This window comes from Gemmobacter serpentinus (assembly GCF_008973825.1).
Lineage (GTDB): Bacteria > Pseudomonadota > Alphaproteobacteria > Rhodobacterales > Rhodobacteraceae > Gemmobacter > Gemmobacter serpentinus.
This window is the reverse complement of record NZ_WCHR01000020.1, coordinates 32,756-48,651: the sequence shown is the minus strand read 5'-3', so window position 1 is coordinate 48,651 and position 15,896 is coordinate 32,756. Positions and strand designations below refer to the sequence as shown.

General features: G+C 63.0%; 15 protein-coding genes and 1 other annotated feature. Of the genes, 8 read left to right on the top strand and 7 right to left on the bottom strand.

Translation table 11 applies throughout. The features are described 5' to 3' along the window. Positions 1 to 50 precede the first annotated feature (50 nt). Entirely contained in the window at positions 51 to 1,031 is a 981-nt protein-coding gene (locus GBJ34_RS13100) for an extracellular solute-binding protein (protein ID WP_151719661.1), read from the top strand. 349 nt (positions 1,032 to 1,380) lie between these two features. Here GBJ34_RS13100 and GBJ34_RS20580 read toward each other — a convergent pair whose 3' ends face one another. The 3 genes from GBJ34_RS20580 to GBJ34_RS13090 form a co-directional block, all read right to left on the bottom strand. After that, a complete protein-coding gene (locus tag GBJ34_RS20580; protein WP_192931214.1) occupies positions 1,381 to 1,545 on the bottom strand; it encodes a hypothetical protein in 165 nt (54 codons plus the stop codon). Between the two features lie 74 nt (positions 1,546 to 1,619). Then, the gene (locus GBJ34_RS13095) at positions 1,620 to 3,074 is read right to left on the bottom strand and encodes a UdgX family uracil-DNA binding protein (protein WP_151719660.1); all 1,455 of its coding nucleotides are present in this window, start codon (positions 3,072 to 3,074) and stop codon (positions 1,620 to 1,622) included. Next, the gene (locus GBJ34_RS13090; RefSeq protein WP_151719659.1) at positions 3,071 to 4,300 is read right to left on the bottom strand and encodes a putative DNA modification/repair radical SAM protein; all 1,230 of its coding nucleotides are present in this window, start codon (positions 4,298 to 4,300) and stop codon (positions 3,071 to 3,073) included. Before GBJ34_RS13090 ends, GBJ34_RS13095 begins: the two co-directional genes overlap by 4 nt. Positions 4,301 to 4,428: 128 nt before the next feature. Further along, positions 4,429 to 4,484: a sequence feature (sul1 is cis-regulatory element that is thought to sense ions involved in sulfur or methionine metabolism; They are found in Alphaproteobacteria), on the top strand. A 21-nt stretch (positions 4,485 to 4,505) separates the two neighbouring features. Between GBJ34_RS13090 and GBJ34_RS13085 the strand changes: the two genes are divergently transcribed. Then, on the top strand, positions 4,506 to 5,906 hold the full coding sequence (locus tag GBJ34_RS13085; protein ID WP_151719658.1) for a SulP family inorganic anion transporter: 1,401 nt from the start codon (positions 4,506 to 4,508) through the stop codon (positions 5,904 to 5,906). Positions 5,907 to 6,257: 351 nt separating this feature from the next. Here the strand turns inward: GBJ34_RS13085 and GBJ34_RS13080 are convergent, their stop codons facing one another. From GBJ34_RS13080 to paaG, 4 genes are all read right to left on the bottom strand, one after another. Next, complete coding sequence (locus tag GBJ34_RS13080; RefSeq protein ID WP_151719657.1) at positions 6,258 to 6,857, bottom strand: TetR/AcrR family transcriptional regulator; 600 nt, start codon at positions 6,855 to 6,857, stop codon at positions 6,258 to 6,260. Positions 6,858 to 6,966: 109 nt separating this feature from the next. Beyond that, positions 6,967 to 8,283, bottom strand: a complete 1,317-nt coding sequence (gene paaK / locus GBJ34_RS13075) for a phenylacetate--CoA ligase PaaK (RefSeq protein WP_151719656.1) — start codon at positions 8,281 to 8,283, stop codon at positions 6,967 to 6,969. A 32-nt stretch (positions 8,284 to 8,315) separates the two neighbouring features. Next, complete coding sequence (paaI, locus tag GBJ34_RS13070) at positions 8,316 to 8,741, bottom strand: hydroxyphenylacetyl-CoA thioesterase PaaI (protein WP_151719852.1); 426 nt, start codon at positions 8,739 to 8,741, stop codon at positions 8,316 to 8,318. A gap of 20 nt (positions 8,742 to 8,761) precedes the next feature. After that, positions 8,762 to 9,556 carry a 2-(1,2-epoxy-1,2-dihydrophenyl)acetyl-CoA isomerase PaaG gene (gene paaG / locus GBJ34_RS13065; RefSeq protein WP_151719655.1) on the bottom strand — a complete coding sequence of 265 codons (795 nt, stop codon included), beginning with the start codon at positions 9,554 to 9,556 and terminating at the stop codon, positions 8,762 to 8,764. A gap of 106 nt (positions 9,557 to 9,662) precedes the next feature. Between paaG and paaN the strand changes: the two genes are divergently transcribed. The 6 genes from paaN (at position 9,663) to GBJ34_RS13035 (ending at position 15,895) form a co-directional block, all read left to right on the top strand. Continuing rightward, positions 9,663 to 11,306, top strand: a complete 1,644-nt coding sequence (paaN, locus tag GBJ34_RS13060) for a phenylacetic acid degradation protein PaaN (RefSeq protein ID WP_151719654.1) — start codon at positions 9,663 to 9,665, stop codon at positions 11,304 to 11,306. Positions 11,307 to 11,348: 42 nt separating this feature from the next. Beyond that, entirely contained in the window at positions 11,349 to 12,491 is a 1,143-nt protein-coding gene (locus GBJ34_RS13055) for an ABC transporter substrate-binding protein (protein WP_151719653.1), read from the top strand. A gap of 87 nt (positions 12,492 to 12,578) precedes the next feature. Continuing rightward, on the top strand, positions 12,579 to 13,451 hold the full coding sequence (locus GBJ34_RS13050; protein WP_151719652.1) for a branched-chain amino acid ABC transporter permease: 873 nt from the start codon (positions 12,579 to 12,581) through the stop codon (positions 13,449 to 13,451). Positions 13,452 to 13,453: 2 nt separating this feature from the next. After that, positions 13,454 to 14,410 (top strand): branched-chain amino acid ABC transporter permease, encoded by a 957-nt coding sequence (locus GBJ34_RS13045; protein WP_151719851.1) that lies wholly within the window; start codon positions 13,454 to 13,456, stop codon positions 14,408 to 14,410. Next, on the top strand, positions 14,407 to 15,207 hold the full coding sequence (locus GBJ34_RS13040) for an ABC transporter ATP-binding protein (RefSeq protein ID WP_151719651.1): 801 nt from the start codon (positions 14,407 to 14,409) through the stop codon (positions 15,205 to 15,207). The genes GBJ34_RS13045 and GBJ34_RS13040 overlap by 4 nt, the downstream gene beginning before the upstream one ends. Beyond that, positions 15,194 to 15,895 carry an ABC transporter ATP-binding protein gene (locus tag GBJ34_RS13035; protein ID WP_151719650.1) on the top strand — a complete coding sequence of 234 codons (702 nt, stop codon included), beginning with the start codon at positions 15,194 to 15,196 and terminating at the stop codon, positions 15,893 to 15,895. The genes GBJ34_RS13040 and GBJ34_RS13035 overlap by 14 nt, the downstream gene beginning before the upstream one ends. Position 15,896 lies beyond the last annotated feature (1 nt).

The following is a 15,896-nucleotide window of genomic DNA, read 5'->3' as shown; positions in this document are numbered from 1 at the left end:
CCTGGCTACAACCCGATAATGATAAGAAAACCCAACAGAAAGGTATCAAGATGTTCCTGAAATCCGTGCCCTTCGCCGCAGCCCTTTCCCTTGCGATGGCGTTGCCCGCGCTGGCAGACCCGGTGCTTTACACCTCGAACCCGGTTCCCGCCTATGAGGCCGTCCAGGCCGCCGTCAAGGCGCAGGCGGGGGTCAATCTTGGCGTCATCACCGGCGGCTCTGGCGTCCTGTTGCGCCGGATCGAGGCCGAGGCGGCTGCCCCGCAAAGCGATGTGTTCTGGTCGTCTTCGGCCAATACGCTGGGGGCTTATGAGCAACTGTTCGAGCCCTATGCCTCGCCCGCGCTGGAGGCGATGATGCCCGAACTGCGCTATCCGGGTGATTTGTTCTTGCCGGGCAACCTGCATGTCGTGACCATGCTGGTGAACACCGATCAGCTTGACGGGCAAGAGGCCCCGAAGACCTGGGCGGATCTGGCGGACCCTGCCTGGAACGGCCGCATCATCATTGCAGACCCGGCCAATAGCTCAACCGGCTACACCATCGTCTGGGGTCTGTCGAAACTGCTCGATGAGGCGACCTACAAGGCGGTCGTGGCGAACATGGTGATTTCCGGCTCGTCTTCGAACGTTCCCAAGGGGGTGGCGATGGGCGAATATGCCGTCGGCCTGACCTATGAAACCAACAGCTATGCCTATGTCGATGGCGGGCAGGAGGAGTTGACGCTGGTCTACCCGGCGGATGGCACCTTTACCTCGCCGGAATATGCGGCGCTGGTCAAGAATGCCCCTTCGGGCGAGGTCGCCAAGAAGACGATCGATGCGCTTTTGTCGAAAGAGGCGCAGATCGCGCTGCTTGAAGTGGCCTTCCGCCGCCCGAGCCGCACCGATATCAAGGTCTCGGATTATGTCGCCTTGCCCGAGATCGCGGATATCAAGCTGTTTGCGCTGGATGAGGCAGATGCGGCCAAGAACCGCGAGGCGTTTCTTGCCGCCTGGGCCGCGCTGCCCAAGGCGGGTGATGTGGAATAAGCCAAGGTCTGTCACCCACATCAGCCTGCTGTGCCAGATTTATCCGGGGCCGCCGCAACTCTTTGCGGCGGCCTTGTTTCTGTGCCGCCAGTCTGCTCTTGCCGCCGGCCTGTTCTTGCCTCCGATCCTCACTTGCCGCTCTTGCCGCTCTTGCCGCTCTGCGGCCCTCGCTCTTGGCCATTGCCAACCGTCTGGCTGCTGGGCGCAGGCGCGCTTGAGACCGTTGCAGCCTGCTCAATCCCCAAACCATCCATCAGGCCCGGTCTTGCGCCCCCGATCTCCTTTCCATGGTCCACTGGCGCCTGGACTGGCCCCCTAGACTTGCGCGCTGAAGGGCCGGGCCAGGGCACTATCCCAGGATATCCAGTTCTTCGTTGATCTCGTCGATCGGCTGTCGCTCACCTTCTATTATGCCGTTCTGGCGATGGAGCGGAGGACGCTGACGCGCCTTGGGATTCAGGTGAACGAGCAGGAACGACGATCTGTCCCGGGGGCGCGCCTTGGCTTTCGTCATGTCGCATCAAATGTCGATCCGCGCCCAGCCGATGCGGGAGAAGGCCGACGCGCCGACGACCATCGCGGCCATTGTCATGCGGTCGGACCTGCCGTTGAAAGCTGGCGCTGCGCGATGGCGATATCGCGGCAAAGCGCGGCTTTCATCTCGTCGCGGCTCTGCGCATCCTTTTGCCGCAGGATGGCAGCGGGATGCCATGTGACCAGCACAGGCCCGCCATGCAGCCCGGTTTCCACCGTGCCACGCCGGGGGCCAAGCGGGGCATCATTTCCGGTCAGGGCAAAGGCTGCCGTCGCGCCAAGCGCCAGCACAAGCTGCGGCTGGATGAAGGCCAGTTCCAGCCTCAGCCACCAGCGGCATTGCTGGATTTCCTGACTGCTCGGGTTCTGGTGCAGGCGCTGTTTGCCGCGTGGGGTGAACTTGAAATGCTTCACCGCATTGGTCAGCCAGACCGTGCTGGCATCCAGCGCGGCCTCTGCCATCACATCGCGCAGCAACTGACCCGCGGGGCCAACAAAGGGCCGGCCCTCCAGATCCTCGCGGTCGCCGGGCTGTTCGCCGACCAGCATCAGCCGAGCGGCGGCTGCCCCGCTGCCCCATACCGTCTGGGTCGCGGCCTCGCACAAGCCGCAGCGGCGGCATTGCTGCGCGGCCGCCTCGGCCTCGGCCAGCGTTTCGGGCAGGTCGGGGGCCACGGGCATCGCCGCACGGTAGCGCGTCGAGACCGGCGCCGATCCGGGGCGTGGCGCGGTGGCGGTGGCGGCCTGCATCCGGGCCACCCGCGCCTCGGCATCTTTCAGCATGTCGGGGATCAGCCGGGTTTCCGGCAGGTTCTTCCAGTATTTCTTCGGCATCTCGGATCGCATCGCGTCCAGCTTGACCCGTGCCGGATTGAAGATATTGGCGAAATAAGTGGCCCATAGGCTTTCCGAGGCATCCTCGGGCAGATCGGGCCGCGCGCCGCCGGGGTGAAAGCCAAGTTTGCCCGCATCAAACCTTGCGGTCAGGCGCGGCGTTGCGATCATCCAGTCCATATCGGAAAAACGCCTGACGAAGAAGGCGCTGCCCGGTTCCAGCGTATTGTGCTCCGGCTCGAACCAGGCAGCAAAGCGGCGGCGGGTTTGGCTTGGCAATGGGGCGGGCAATTCCCGGAACCGCACGAAAGCGTGCATCTTGTGGATGTCGCGCCCGACCGCCTTGGCCATCAGATTGAGCCGCCGCCCCAACGGATCGGCCTGCGACAGTGGATTGCCCCTGCGATGATCCAGCCGCCACAGGGCCTCATATAAAAGGCCATGGCGGGCGGGATCGGAATGCCAGATGACTGACCCCGCCAGTTTCACAAAAGCCGCTGGCACCCGCGCCTCATGCGATCCCATCCCCTCGGGCAGAGGAAGGGCCGCAAACAGCCCGCCCTGCCCTGACCAGTCGATCTCGGAGGGGACAAGGCGATGGCTGATGGCGCGGCGGGCGGCGTCGCGCCAGGCGGCGAACGCGCCATGCGGGGGCAGGCTGACCGCAAAGCTCATAGCAGAGACAGTTGCACCGGCGGCGGCGCGAAGCGGGCGCGCAGGTCGGTGCTGTCGGTCAGCGCTCGGGGCGACCAGCCCGGCAAAGTGATGAAGGGCTGCGCCTTTTTCATCAGCGCGCCCATGCGGGCCAGATCTTCATAGCGCAGGGTGCGATTGCGGCGGGCGGCCAGAATGCGGTCCACCATGCGGGTGCCAAAGCCCGGCACGCGCAACAGCATGTCCTTCGTGGCGCGGTTCACATCCAGCGGGAACAGCCCGCGATGCTGCAAGGCCCAGGCCAGCTTCGGGTCGATCTCCAGATCCAGATGGCCTGCCTTTGCGCCGGTTGCGATCTCTTCGGCGCTGAAGCCGTAAAAGCGCAGCAGCCAGTCGGCCTGATACAGCCGATGTTCCCGCAGCAGGGGCGGCTGCACCAGAGGCAGCGCCGATGAGGCATCGGGGATCGGCGAAAAGGCCGAATAATAGACCCGCCGCAGCTTGTAGCCGGTGTATAGCCGGGTGGAGCTTTTCAGGATCGTCACATCATCGGTGCCATCGGCCCCGACGATCACCTGCGTCGATTGCCCGGCAGGCGCGAAACGCGGCGGGCGCTTGCCGGTCAGGGTCTTGTCCTTTGCGGCCTCGCCCTCCAGCCGGACCTGCGCCATGGCGGAGCGGATTGTCTCGGGGCGTTTTTCCGGGGCAAGCTGGCGCAGGCTGGTATCCTGCGGCAGCTCGACATTGATCGACAGGCGATCGGCGTAAAGCCCGGCCTCGCGGATCAGGTCGGGGCTGGCATCCGGGATGGTCTTGAGGTGGATATAGCCCTTGAAACCGTGATCCTGTCGCAAGACCCGCGCGATCCGCGCCATATCGGCCATGGTCTGGTCCGGCGAGCGGATGATCCCCGAGGACAGGAACAGCCCCTCGATATAGTTGCGGCGATAGAACTCAAGGGTCAGCGTCACGACCTCCTCGACCGAAAAGCGCGCGCGTTCGACATTCGATGACACCCGGTTGATGCAATAGGCGCAGTCGAAGATGCAGAAGTTTGTCATCAGGATTTTCAGCAGGCTGATGCAGCGCCCGTCCGGCGTATAGGCGTGACAAATGCCGCTGCCGCCCGAAGATCCGATGCCGCCCTTGCGCGAATCCCGCTTCTCGCCCCCCGAGGACGCGCAGGAGGCATCGTATTTGGCTGCATCCGAAAGGATGGCGAGCTTGTCTTGCAGGGTTCTAGCCATGGCGCAAGGTTATTTGTTCATGAAATGTTCGTCAACTGATGCAAGCGTGTTCGGCGGGAATGTGATCGGGAGGCCGGGCTATGGCCGCTTGGCAGCCCGCTGATCAGCAGCTAGAAGAAGGGCATTCGCATGGACCCGGTGCAAGCCCGGGTGGCTCTTCCGGCCGCCGATCCGCCGGACAACCCATCCCGGACCTATCCCCCAAATGACCCTTGCACGGCATTATCTGCGCCAGTGGCAGAACAATCCTGTCCGCGAAATCCTTGCCGGGGCGGTGGCGACCTTCGCCCTGATCCCCGAGGTGATCGCCTTTTCCTTCACCGCGGGCATCGATCCTGCGGTCGGGCTCTATGCCTCATTCGTTATCAGCATCGTGATCGCGGTTTTTGGCGGGCGACCTGCGATGATTTCCGCCGCGGCCGGCTCGGTTGCGCTGGTGGTGGCACCGCTGGTGCGCGAGCATGGGGTGGAATATCTGTTCGCCGCCGGTCTGTTGGCGGGATTGTTCCAGTTGGTCTTCGGCTTTGCCCGGCTGGCCAGCTTGATGCGCTATGTCTCCAATTCGGTGCGGACGGGGTTTGTGAATGCGCTGGCGATCCTGATCTTTGCCGCGCAACTGCCGCATATCGTGAAGGCGGGGCCTGAAGGCTATGCGGTGATCGCAGCGGGGCTTGCGGTGATCTATCTGGTGCCGCGCCTGACGCGGGCCATTCCGGCACCGCTGATCTGCGTGGTGCTGCTGACGCTAGCCTGCGGTATCTTCGGGATCGATGTGCCGCGTGTGGCCGATCTTGGCACGCTGCCCGAGGGGTTGCCGGGCTTCCATCTGCCGGATGTGTCCTTGGGGCTTGACCTTTTGGGGGTGATCTTTGCGCCCGCGCTGGCCATTGCCATGGTCGGGCTGCTGGAAAGCCTGATGACGGCGGGGGTGGTCGATGACCAGACCGGCACGCCGTCGAACAAGGATGCCGAGGCGCGGGGCCTGGGCCTTGCCAATATCGCGGCCAGCCTGTTCGGCGGCATCGCCGGATGCGGCATGATCGGGCAAAGCGTCTCCAATGTGAAATACGGCGGGCGCGGGCGGTTATCGACGCTTGCGGCGGGCGGGCTTTTGCTGCTGTTGATGGTTGCCGCCGGGCCGGTGATCGGACAGGTGCCGGTGGCGGCACTGGTCGCGATCATGATCATGGTGTCCATCGACACGCTGGACTTGGGTTCGTTGCGCAGGCTGCGCGCCACGCCGCTTTTGTCCAATCTGGTGATGCTGAGCACGGTGGCCGTGACCATCTTCAGCCACAACCTGTCGCTGGGGGTGTTGGTCGGTGTGCTGATGAGCGGGGTGTTCTTTGCCGCGAAGGTCGCGAATATGCAGCATGTTCGCCGCGAGGGCGATCACTACACCGTTGAGGGCCAGATCTTCTTCGCGTCGGCCGAGGCCTTTGTAGAGGCGTTCGATCCGACCGATCATGATGGGCCGGTGACCATCGATCTGTCTCAAGCCAAGCTGTGGGACATCACCGCACTGGCCGCGCTTGACAAGGTGCGCGACCGCTTTGCCCGCCATGACCTTGCGCTGACGGTGATCGGTCAGACCGCGCCGGTTTGATTGGCGTCGGTGTGATTGGCCGCCTTTGGCCCGGTCGGCCAAGCGGGCAGCGCCCGGGTTTTTGCGCGGCGGACCTGCCCGGGCGGCACTTGCAGGCACGATGAATAAGCGGCGGATCGCGCAAAGACTGATGCGCGTGGCGCTGCGGATCCTCATTACGGGGGGGCAAGCTCCATCGCGGCTCGACGGCCGCCTCCCCGGTGGACGCGAAGGGCCGCGTTCCGATATCGCGCATGGTTCCGGCTTTGGTCACCGGGGCGGCCTGTCGCGGATGTCTGCTCGGTCGATCGGCCAGCAGCCTGCGGCACATCAGTTGGTTGCCCGCACCGCCCCCGCGCCCCGCTGGATCGGTCAGCGCACGGCCTTTATCCCTTCGAGGATAAGGGTCGTCGCGATATCTGCGTAATCGTCGCGGCTGATCCGGCCACCCTCTTTGAACCACATATACATCCAGTTCATCATGCCAAAAAGTGACATGGTGACCGGCGTCAGAAGCGGGCGCTCCTTGTCTGCCAATGACGGATTGATCTGATCCAGCACCGCAGCAAAGCGGCGCACGATCCGCCGTTCCATTTCGAGGATCTCGGCCTTTTGTGCCTCGTTCAGCGCAGAGGAGGCATTCAGCTGCACCTTGTGCTGATCGTCCGCACCGCGATAGGTCTCCAGAACGGCCCCCACCAGCTTGCGAAGCCGCTGAGCGGGCGGAAGGCTGGCATCATGCGCGGCTTCCACGGCGGCATCCAGCTCTTCAAGATGGGTGGCGATGATTGCGAAGATCAGCGCATCCTTGCTCGGATAGTAGTGATAGAGGAGGGCCTTCGAGACCTGCGCATGGGTCGCGATTTGTGACATCGACGCCTTGTCCATGCCCTGTTCAGCAAAGACGGCCGCCGCGCAGTCAAGGATGCTGCGGCTTTTTTCTTCGAAGTCCTGTGCCCGGGTTCGAGCCATATCTATATTCCCGAATTCGAAGCGGGCGAAGGCAGACACGCGCACCTTCGCCCCCTGTTCTAGCCGCTTTAGCGCGTAAGACCGCGCATGTCACCCGCCAGAGCGGAGGTCACGCCTGCTCTTTGGGACGATTGTCGACGACGCGCTTTGCCTTGCCTTCGGAACGGGCAACGCTGCTCGGATCGGTCACTTCGATCCGGGTTGAAACCCCCACGACCGATTTGATGTGATGGGCCAGTTCCTTCGCAGACTGCGCGCGGGCCGCTTCATCGGTGTGATCGGCTGTGCATTCCACATGGACAGTCATGTTGTCCATCCGGCCGCTGCGGGTCAACTCGATCTGGAAATGCGGGGCCAGGCCCTTGACCTTCAGGATCTGTTCCTCGATCTGGGTCGGGAAGACATTGACGCCGCGCAGGATGATCATGTCATCGCTGCGCCCGGTGATCTTTTCGATCCGCCGCATCGAGCGCGCCGTGCCGGGCAGCAGGCGGGTCAGATCGCGGGTGCGATAGCGCACCATCGGCAACCCTTCCTTGGTCAGCGTCGTGATCACCAGTTCTCCCATCTCGCCATCGGGCAAGGGCACGCCGGTAACCGGATCGATGATCTCGGGGTAGAAATGATCTTCCCAGAAGTGCAGCCCATCCTTGGTTTCCACGCATTCCATCGCAACGCCGGGGCCCATGATCTCGCTGAGACCATAGATATCGACCGCGTGCATGTCGAAGGCGTCCTCGATCTCTTCGCGCATCGCGTTGGTCCAGGGCTCTGCGCCGAAGATGCCGACCTGCAACGAGGATTGCCGCGGGTCCAGGCCCTGACGGCGGAATTCATCCAGGATCGACAGCATATAGCTTGGCGTCACCATGATGACCCGTGGCTTGAAATCGTGGATTAGCGTGACCTGACGTTCGGTCATGCCGCCCGAGATCGGCACCACGGTGCAGCCGAGTTTCTCGGCCCCGTAATGCGCACCAAGCCCGCCGGTGAACAGCCCATAGCCATAGGCATTGTGCAAGATGTCGCCCGGGCGTCCGCCGCCTGCACGGATCGAGCGTGCAATCAGGTTGCCCCAGACATCGATATCATTGGCCGTGTAGCCGACGACTGTCGGCTTGCCGGTGGTGCCGGACGAGCCATGGATGCGGGCCAGCTTGTTCTGCGGCACGGCAAACATGCCGAAAGGATAGGTGTCGCGCAGATCCTGTTTCACGGTGAAGGGGAACCTGGCGATATCCTTCAGCGATTTCAGCTCTTCGGGGTGGACGTCGGCCTCGATGAACTTCCTGCGGTAGAAAGGCGAGTTTTCAAAAGCATGTTTCAGCGATCGCTTCATGCGGTGAAATTGCAGGGCCTCGATTTCATCGCGCGATGCGGTTTCGATCGGATCGAGATCCTGTTTGCGGGGCGTCAGGTCTTCCATGGTTCTCCTCCCTTGGAATGTCAGGTGGGAATTTACTCGGGCAGGTGGGTGCCCGTCACGGTGCGCGAATGGCCGCGAAATTCGGCCACATGGGCACCATCCTGATTGGTGATGCGGATGTCATAGATCCCGGATCTGCCGCGCCGCGACACCTCGCGTGCAGAGGCTGTCAGCACATCACCGACGCGACCGGGGATCAGATAGGTGATCGCGCAATGCTGGGCCACCACCAACTGGTTGTAGCTGTTGCAGGCAAAGGCAAAGGCGCTGTCGGCCAGCGTGAAGATGAACCCGCCATGCGCATTGCCGTGACCGTTGGTCATGGCATCGGTGAGGGTCATCACCAGCGTGGCCTCGCCCGGGGCGATATGTGTCAGGCGCATTCCCAGCCGCTGGCTGGTGCTGTCATCGTTCCACATCGCGCGGGCCGAGGCTTCGGCCAATTCCTGTGGGGTCATGTCGGATGCGCGTTTCATCCTCATTCTCCTTTGAAGACGGCTTTGCGCTTTTCGAGGAAGGCGGTGACACCTTCCGCATAATCCGCGCTGCGCCCGGCGCGCTGTTGGGCGTCACGTTCGGCATCAAGGTGCTGGTCGAGCGTGTTTGAGGCGGCCTCTTGGATCAGGCGCTTGGTCAGGCCAAGGCCGAGCGTCGGCCCGGCGGCCAGAGATTTGGCCAAAGCCTCGGCCTCAAGGCGCAACTGGTCATCCTCGACCGCCTTCCAGATCAGGCCCCATTCGGCGGCCTTTTCGGCCATCAGCGGCTCTGCCGTCAGGGCAAGCGCCTTGGCGCGTGGCTCGCCAAGGATGCGCGACAAAGACCAGGTTCCGCCCGCATCGGGGACAAGGCCGATTTTGGCAAAGGCCTGGATGAATTTGGCAGATTTGGCTGCCAGCACGATATCACAGGCGAGGGCGATATTTGCGCCTGCCCCGGCGGCCACACCATTCACCGCACAGACGACCGGCTTTTCAAGGCTGCGGATCAGGCGCAGCGTCGGGTTGTAAAAGCTGTCAAGCGTGTGGCCAAGATCCGGCGCAGGCCCGCCCTTGCGGGGATCGCGGTCCCCCAGATCCTGCCCGGCGCAAAAGCCGCGCCCGGCACCTGTCAGCAGCACCGCCCGCACCGTTGCATCGTCATGGGCGCGCTGGATCTCTGCGCGCAAGGCCAGATGCATCTCTTCGTTGAAGGAATTCAGCTTGTCGGGCCGATTCAATGTCAGCACCAGAACACCATCGGCCACAGCCGACAGGACCGTCTCAGAACGGCTCATCTCTCTCTCCCCAATCTCCCGGCTCCTCTCAGATTCTTGTTGCATAGTCCGACTGGTCGGTCAATCTTTATGGGGGCGGGAATGGAGCCCGCCGGGGGAGAAGCGCATGTCAGAACTTTTTGACCGCCATCGGTCCATGCTGGAAGGTGCCGTGCGCGCCCTTTATGCCCGTGGATTCTGGTCGCCCTTTCCAGAGGTTCCCAGCGAAAAGCTGTATGGCGAAGGTGTAAAGGTCCAGGCCGATGCGGCATTCGCCAAGATGCTGCACACCGATTTCGAATTGCCCGATCACCCCGAATCATCCCGGCGCGGCGCGGAGGTTTCGCCCTTTGGTCCGGCGCTTGGCATTCGCTATCCCGCAGCCGATACGGCAAGTCTGATCGCGGCCGCGCGCGCCGCATCCCCGGCTTTGGCGCAGGCTTCGCCCGAGCAACGGCTTGGTCTGTGCCTTGAGGCGCTGGTGCGTCTGAACCGTATGAGCTTTGTCATGGCGCAGGCGGTGATGCATACCACGGGGCAGCCCTTCGCGATGGCCTTTCAGGCGGGCGGCCCCCATGCGCAGGACCGTGCGCTGGAGGCGCTGGCTATGGCCTGGGAGGAGATGATGCGCTTTCCTGACACGGCGATCTGGCAAAAACCGCAGGGCAAGGCCGCACCTCTGACCATCGAGAAGCATTGGACGCTGGTGCCTGCAGGTGTGTCGCTGGCCATTGGCTGCAATACATTTCCTACCTGGAACAGCTATTCGGGCCTCTTTGCCAGTCTGGCGACAGGGAACCCGGTCATCGTCAAGCCGCATCCCGCCGCCATTCTGCCCTTGGCGCTGACGGTGCGTGTCCTGCGCGATGTGTTGGTTGAAGCCGGGCTGCCAGCCGACAGCGTCCTGCTGGCGGTGGATGCCCCCGGCGGCGAGATTGCGAAGGATCTTGCGACGGATCCGGCGGTGCGGATCATCGACTATACCGGCTCACAAGGCTTCGGCGATTGGCTGCGAGACAATGCCCGGCAGGCCCAGCTGTTTACCGAAGAGGCGGGGGTCAACAGCGTCGTGATCGCGGGGACGAGTGATTTTTCCGGCATCTGCGCGAATCTCGCCTTCTCGCTGGCGCTCTATTCCGGGCAGATGTGCACAGCCCCCCAGAATATCTATGTCCCCGAAGGCGGGATCGACACCGATCAGGGGCGCAAGGGCCCGGCTGAGGTGGCCGAGGCCATTGCCGCAGCCATTGATGCGCTGTTGGCGGATCCGGCGCGTGCGGCGGGTGTGCTGGGGGCAATCGCCAATCCTGCAACGCTGGATCGGATTGCCGCAGCACGGAACCTTGGGCATGTGGTGCGGGAGTCGACGCCCGCCGGCGAAGGGCGCACAGCCACGCCGCTGATCGTTCAGGCCGACCGCCGGGCGGGTGAGGCGGAATGCTTCGGGCCGGTGGCCTTTGTCATCCCCTGTGCCGATGCCGATGCGGGTATCTCTGAAGCCGCCCGGATTGCCACGCAAAAGGGCGCAATTACTGCGGCGCTTTATGACACCGACGCGGCGCGTATTCAGCGGGCGGCCCATGCCTTCGCGGCGGCCGGGGTAAACCTGTCGGTCAACCTGACCGGCAATATCTTTGTGAACCAATCTGCCGCTTTCAGCGATTTTCATGTCACCGGGGCAAATCCCGCCGGCAATGCCAGCCTGACGGACCCCGCCTTTGTCGCCACCCGGTTTCGCCGGGTGATGTGGCGCAGGCCGGTCCCCGCCTGACCTTTACCCCTTCAACGCAGGTTCTCTGGGAGGAGACATCGAATGAAGAAGACCCTGACGACAACCGCACTTGGCCTGCTGGCCGCGCTTGGTGCAACCGCAGCCATGGCTGACATCAAGATCGGTGCCTCGGTTTCGGCGACCGGCCCGGCGGCCTTCCTCGGCGATCCCGAGGCCAAGACGCTGGAAATGCTGGTCGAGGAAACCAACGCCGCCGGTGGCATCAATGGCGAGAAGGTGGTGCTTGTTCTCTATGATGATGGCGGCGATCCCAACAAGGCACGCACTTTCGCAACCCGCCTTGTCGAAGATGACGAGGTTGTGGCCATCGTCGGCGGCACCACCACCGGCACCTCGATGTCGATCCTGTCGGTGACCGAGGATGCAGAAGTGCCCTTCGTCTCGCTGGCGGGGGCCATCGACATCATTCAGCCGGTCAAGCCCTTTACCTTCAAGACGCCGCATACCGACCGGATGGCGTGCCAGAAGATCTTCGAGGATATGCAGAAGCGTGGCTTCACCAAGGTCGGCCTGATTTCGGGAACGGACGGCTTCGGGGCCTCGATGCAGGCCCAGTGCAAGGACGTCGTCAGCGATTACGGCATCGAGATCGTGGCGGATGAAACCTATGATCCGAAAGATTCGGACATGACCGCCCAGTTGACCAAGATCCGCAATGCCGAAGGGATTCAGGCGGTTCTGAACCCCGGTTTCGGGCAAGGTCCGTCCATCGTGACGCGCAACTACAAACAGCTCGGGATCGAACTGCCGTTCTATCAATCGCATGGCGTGGCCTCGGCCGGGTTCATCGAACTGGCCGGTGTCGAAGCTGCGGAAGGCGTGCGCCTGCCGGGCAATGCGCTGCTGATCCCGGAATTGCTGGCCGACGGTGATGTGCAAAAGCCGATCGTGACCGCCTATAAGGCCGCCTATGAGGCCAAGACCGGCCAGCCGGTCGGCACATTCGGGGGCTATGCCCATGACGGATGGCATCTGGTGACCGATGCCATCAAGCGCGCGGGCTCTGCCGAGCCTCAGGCGATCCGCGATGCACTGGAAGCCACGAGCGGTCTGGCGGGCACCACCGGCATCTATTCCATGTCTGCGGAAGACCATCTCGGCCTCGATCTTTCGGCTTTCCGTATGCTGGAAATCCGTGACGGCAAATGGGCCCTGGTCGAGTAAGCCAGCACCATCCGGTCCCCGCCACCTGCGCGGGGACCACGCCATCCTGCCCCCCTCGCGCGCGCCGCAACACGAGCCGGAGAGCCTATGTCAGAACTTTTGCAATTCCTGTTTTCAGGGGTGACGGTTGGCGCGGTCTACGCGCTGGTCGCTCTTGGTTTCACGATCATTTACAATGCCTCGGACGTGGTGAACTTTGCCCAGGGCGAGTTCGTCATGCTGGGTGGCATGATCACCTGGTTCGCCCATGCGGCGGGTCTGCCGCTGCCGCTTGCGGCGCTTTCGGCCATCGTGGTGACCGCGGCCCTTGGCGTTGCGATGAACAAGCTGATGATCGAGCCCGCCCGGGGCGCGCCGGTGGTGTCGCTGATCATCATCACCATCGGGGCCTCGATCTTCATTCAAGGCGGGACGCAGCTGATTTTCGATAAACAGATCCATTCCTTCCCGGCCTTTTCCGGCGATGCGCCGATCCGGGTTGGCGGGGCGACCATCCTGCCGCAAAGTCTTTGGGTCATTGGCGGCGCGCTGGTGGTCTTTCTGGGCCTGTGGGTGTTCTTCACCCGCACGCTGCTGGGGCGTGCGGTGCTTGCGACATCAAACAACCGGCTTGCGGCACAGCTGGTCGGCATCAACACCAATTTCGTCATGACCCTGTCCTTTGCCCTGTCGGCAGGCATCGGCGCGCTGGCCGGGGTATTGGCCACGCCCATCACGCTGGTTGCCTATAATGTCGGGATCGGCTTTGCGCTGAAGGGATTTGCCGGGGCGATGCTGGGCGGCATGGGGAACCCCAAAGGGGCGCTGGTCGGCGGCTTTGCCATCGGGCTGATCGAGGCGATGACCGCCGGCTACCTGTCGTCGCAATACAAGGATGCCGCGGCCTTTATCGTGATCCTTGCGGTTCTGTTCTTCTTGCCGCATGGGCTGTTTGGTCGCAAATCGACGGATCGGGTGTGATGATGAAGATATCACCCAAAACGGCCACCCTTTTGGTGCTGACCGCTCTGGTCGCGATCACACCTTTCTTCTTCCCCTCTGGCTATTACTACCGCGTCGGAGCCCTGATTTTCGTCAATGGTCTGGCGGTGACGGGCATCGTGATCCTGACCGGCTATGCCGGGCAGATCAGCCTGGGACATGCCGGTTTTGCCGGGATTGGCGGCTATGCCTGCGCACTGGCTCCGGTGCATTGGGGCATCCACCCGGCCCTGGCCGTGGTGCTTGGGGCCGCGATCTCTGCCGGGCTGGCCTATCTGGTGGGCCGCCCCATCTTGCGGCTGAAAGGCTATTATCTGGGTGTTGCAACCCTGGGCTTTGGCATTCTGGTCTCGATGGTTCTCAACAATGAACGCGACCTGACCCGGGGGCCGGATGGCATCGAGGTGCCGGAACTTGGCCTGCGTGCCGTGCTGAAAGATTGGGGCCTGAACTTGAGCAATGGCGAGTTCTGGTATTACTTCTGCGGCCTTTTCCTGATTGTCGGTGCCTGGATCGCGCTCAATCTGCACAGCAGCCCAGCGGGCCGCGCCTTGCGCGCGCTGCATGGGTCCGAGGTTGCGGCCCGCACCGTTGGCATTGATGTGCCACGGATGAAGCTGCAGGCCTTCGTGATATCGGCGGTCTATGCATCGGTCTCCGGCTCGTTGCTGGCGCTGCAGAACAAGTTCATCACGCCGGATGTCGCGGGCTTCATGCATTCGATCGAGATGGTGACGATGGCCGTTCTTGGTGGGGTCGGATCGGTTTTGGGGGCAATTTTCGGGGCAGGTATCCTGACCCTGCTGCCACAGGTGCTGACGGTCTTTGCCGAATATGAACAGATGGTGCTGGGTCTGGTGATGGTGCTGGTGATGATCTTTCTACGCGAGGGGCTGTTGCCCTCGATCCTGCGTCGGCTGAGGGGGAGGGGCGAATGACCCGTGAGGACAAGGCAACCCTGTTGTCCGTGGATGGTCTGGGCATCGCCTTTGGCGGCTTGAAGGCCGTGAATGATGTGAGCTTTGCGGTGAAGCCCGGTGAAATCGTTTCGATCATCGGGCCGAACGGCGCGGGCAAGACCACGCTCTTCAATATGATTTCGGGCATCTATCAGCCCAGCATGGGCCGGGTGAAGCTGTCAGGCGAGGATGTGACCGGGGTCGAGCCGCATTTGCTGGCCCGCCGCGGCATGAGCCGAACCTTCCAGAACCTGCAGATCTTTCAATCGATGACCGTGCTCGAAAATGCGGTGACCGGCTATCACCTGTCGGAAAAAGGGCCGATCCTTGCCGATCTGCTGTCGCTGCCGGGGTCACGTCGGCGCGCGCGCGCGGCCGAGGAAGGCGCACGCAAGCTGCTGGCGCGTGTCGGTCTTGACCGCGCGGCCGAGCGTGAGGCGGGCAATCTGTCCTATGGATCGCTCAAGCGGCTGGAAATTGCCCGCGCGCTCGCGCTGAACCCGAAGATCCTGTTGCTGGACGAGCCTGCGGCGGGGTGCAACGCGGTCGAAACCGAAGAGATTGACCATCTGATCGCCGAGGTCGCGGCCAGCGGCGTCGCCATTCTGTTGGTGGAACATGACATGAAGATGGTGATGCGGATCTCCAACCATATTGTCGTGCTGGATCACGGCGAAAAGATCGCCGAGGGCGATCCTGCCACGGTCAGCCAGAATCCGGCGGTGATCGCGGCCTATCTGGGTGCCGATGCGGAGGTGTCCCATGCTGACGGTTGAAGGGCTGCGCTCGCGCTACGGGCGGATCGAGGTTCTGCACGGTCTGGATCTGCAGGTCGACTCGGGCGAGATCGTGACGGTGGTCGGGGCGAATGGCGCAGGCAAGACCACGCTGCTGCGCTGCCTGTCGGGGGTGCAGCCGGTGACCGGCGGCACCATCACCTTCCGGGGCGAGGCACTGGTGCCGGTTCCGGCCTATAAGCGCCTGCGCCGCGGATTGGCCCAATCGCCCGAGGGGCGGCAGATCTTCACAAATCTGTCGGTCGAAGAAAATCTGCGGCTCGGTGCCTTCCTGTTCAGCGATGATCGGGTGGAAAAGGACATGGAGGACGCGTTCCAGATGTTCCCGATCCTGAAGGAAAAACGCAATCTGGCGGCGGGTGGTTTGTCGGGTGGGCAACAGCAGATGCTGGCCATGGCGCGGGCGCTGATGGGGCGGCCGTCCTGCCTGTTGCTGGACGAGCCCTCAATGGGGTTGGCACCGATCATCGTTCAACAGATTTTTGACGTGGTGAAGGGGCTGAAGGGCCTTGGCGTAACCGTGCTTCTGGTCGAACAGAACGCCTTTGGCGCGTTGAAGATCGCTGATCGTGGCTATGTCATGGAGACCGGCCGCATCACCATGTCGGGCACGGCGGCAGAACTGATCGCCGATCCGCGCATCCGCGAAGCCTATCTGGGAATCTGAC

Coding starts and splice junctions, on each gene's coding strand:
- GBJ34_RS13100 (WP_151719661.1), top strand. CDS start 51: ATGTTCCTGAAATCCGTGCCCTTCGCCGCAGCCCTTTCCCTTGCGATG.
- GBJ34_RS20580 (WP_192931214.1), bottom strand. CDS start 1,545: ATGACGAAAGCCAAGGCGCGCCCCCGGGACAGATCGTCGTTCCTGCTC.
- GBJ34_RS13095 (WP_151719660.1), bottom strand. CDS start 3,074: ATGAGCTTTGCGGTCAGCCTGCCCCCGCATGGCGCGTTCGCCGCCTGG.
- GBJ34_RS13090 (WP_151719659.1), bottom strand. CDS start 4,300: ATGGCTAGAACCCTGCAAGACAAGCTCGCCATCCTTTCGGATGCAGCC.
- GBJ34_RS13085 (WP_151719658.1), top strand. CDS start 4,506: ATGACCCTTGCACGGCATTATCTGCGCCAGTGGCAGAACAATCCTGTC.
- GBJ34_RS13080 (WP_151719657.1), bottom strand. CDS start 6,857: ATGGCTCGAACCCGGGCACAGGACTTCGAAGAAAAAAGCCGCAGCATC.
- paaK (WP_151719656.1), bottom strand. CDS start 8,283: ATGGAAGACCTGACGCCCCGCAAACAGGATCTCGATCCGATCGAAACC.
- paaI (WP_151719852.1), bottom strand. CDS start 8,741: ATGACCCCACAGGAATTGGCCGAAGCCTCGGCCCGCGCGATGTGGAAC.
- paaG (WP_151719655.1), bottom strand. CDS start 9,556: ATGAGCCGTTCTGAGACGGTCCTGTCGGCTGTGGCCGATGGTGTTCTG.
- paaN (WP_151719654.1), top strand. CDS start 9,663: ATGTCAGAACTTTTTGACCGCCATCGGTCCATGCTGGAAGGTGCCGTG.
- GBJ34_RS13055 (WP_151719653.1), top strand. CDS start 11,349: ATGAAGAAGACCCTGACGACAACCGCACTTGGCCTGCTGGCCGCGCTT.
- GBJ34_RS13050 (WP_151719652.1), top strand. CDS start 12,579: ATGTCAGAACTTTTGCAATTCCTGTTTTCAGGGGTGACGGTTGGCGCG.
- GBJ34_RS13045 (WP_151719851.1), top strand. CDS start 13,454: ATGAAGATATCACCCAAAACGGCCACCCTTTTGGTGCTGACCGCTCTG.
- GBJ34_RS13040 (WP_151719651.1), top strand. CDS start 14,407: ATGACCCGTGAGGACAAGGCAACCCTGTTGTCCGTGGATGGTCTGGGC.
- GBJ34_RS13035 (WP_151719650.1), top strand. CDS start 15,194: ATGCTGACGGTTGAAGGGCTGCGCTCGCGCTACGGGCGGATCGAGGTT.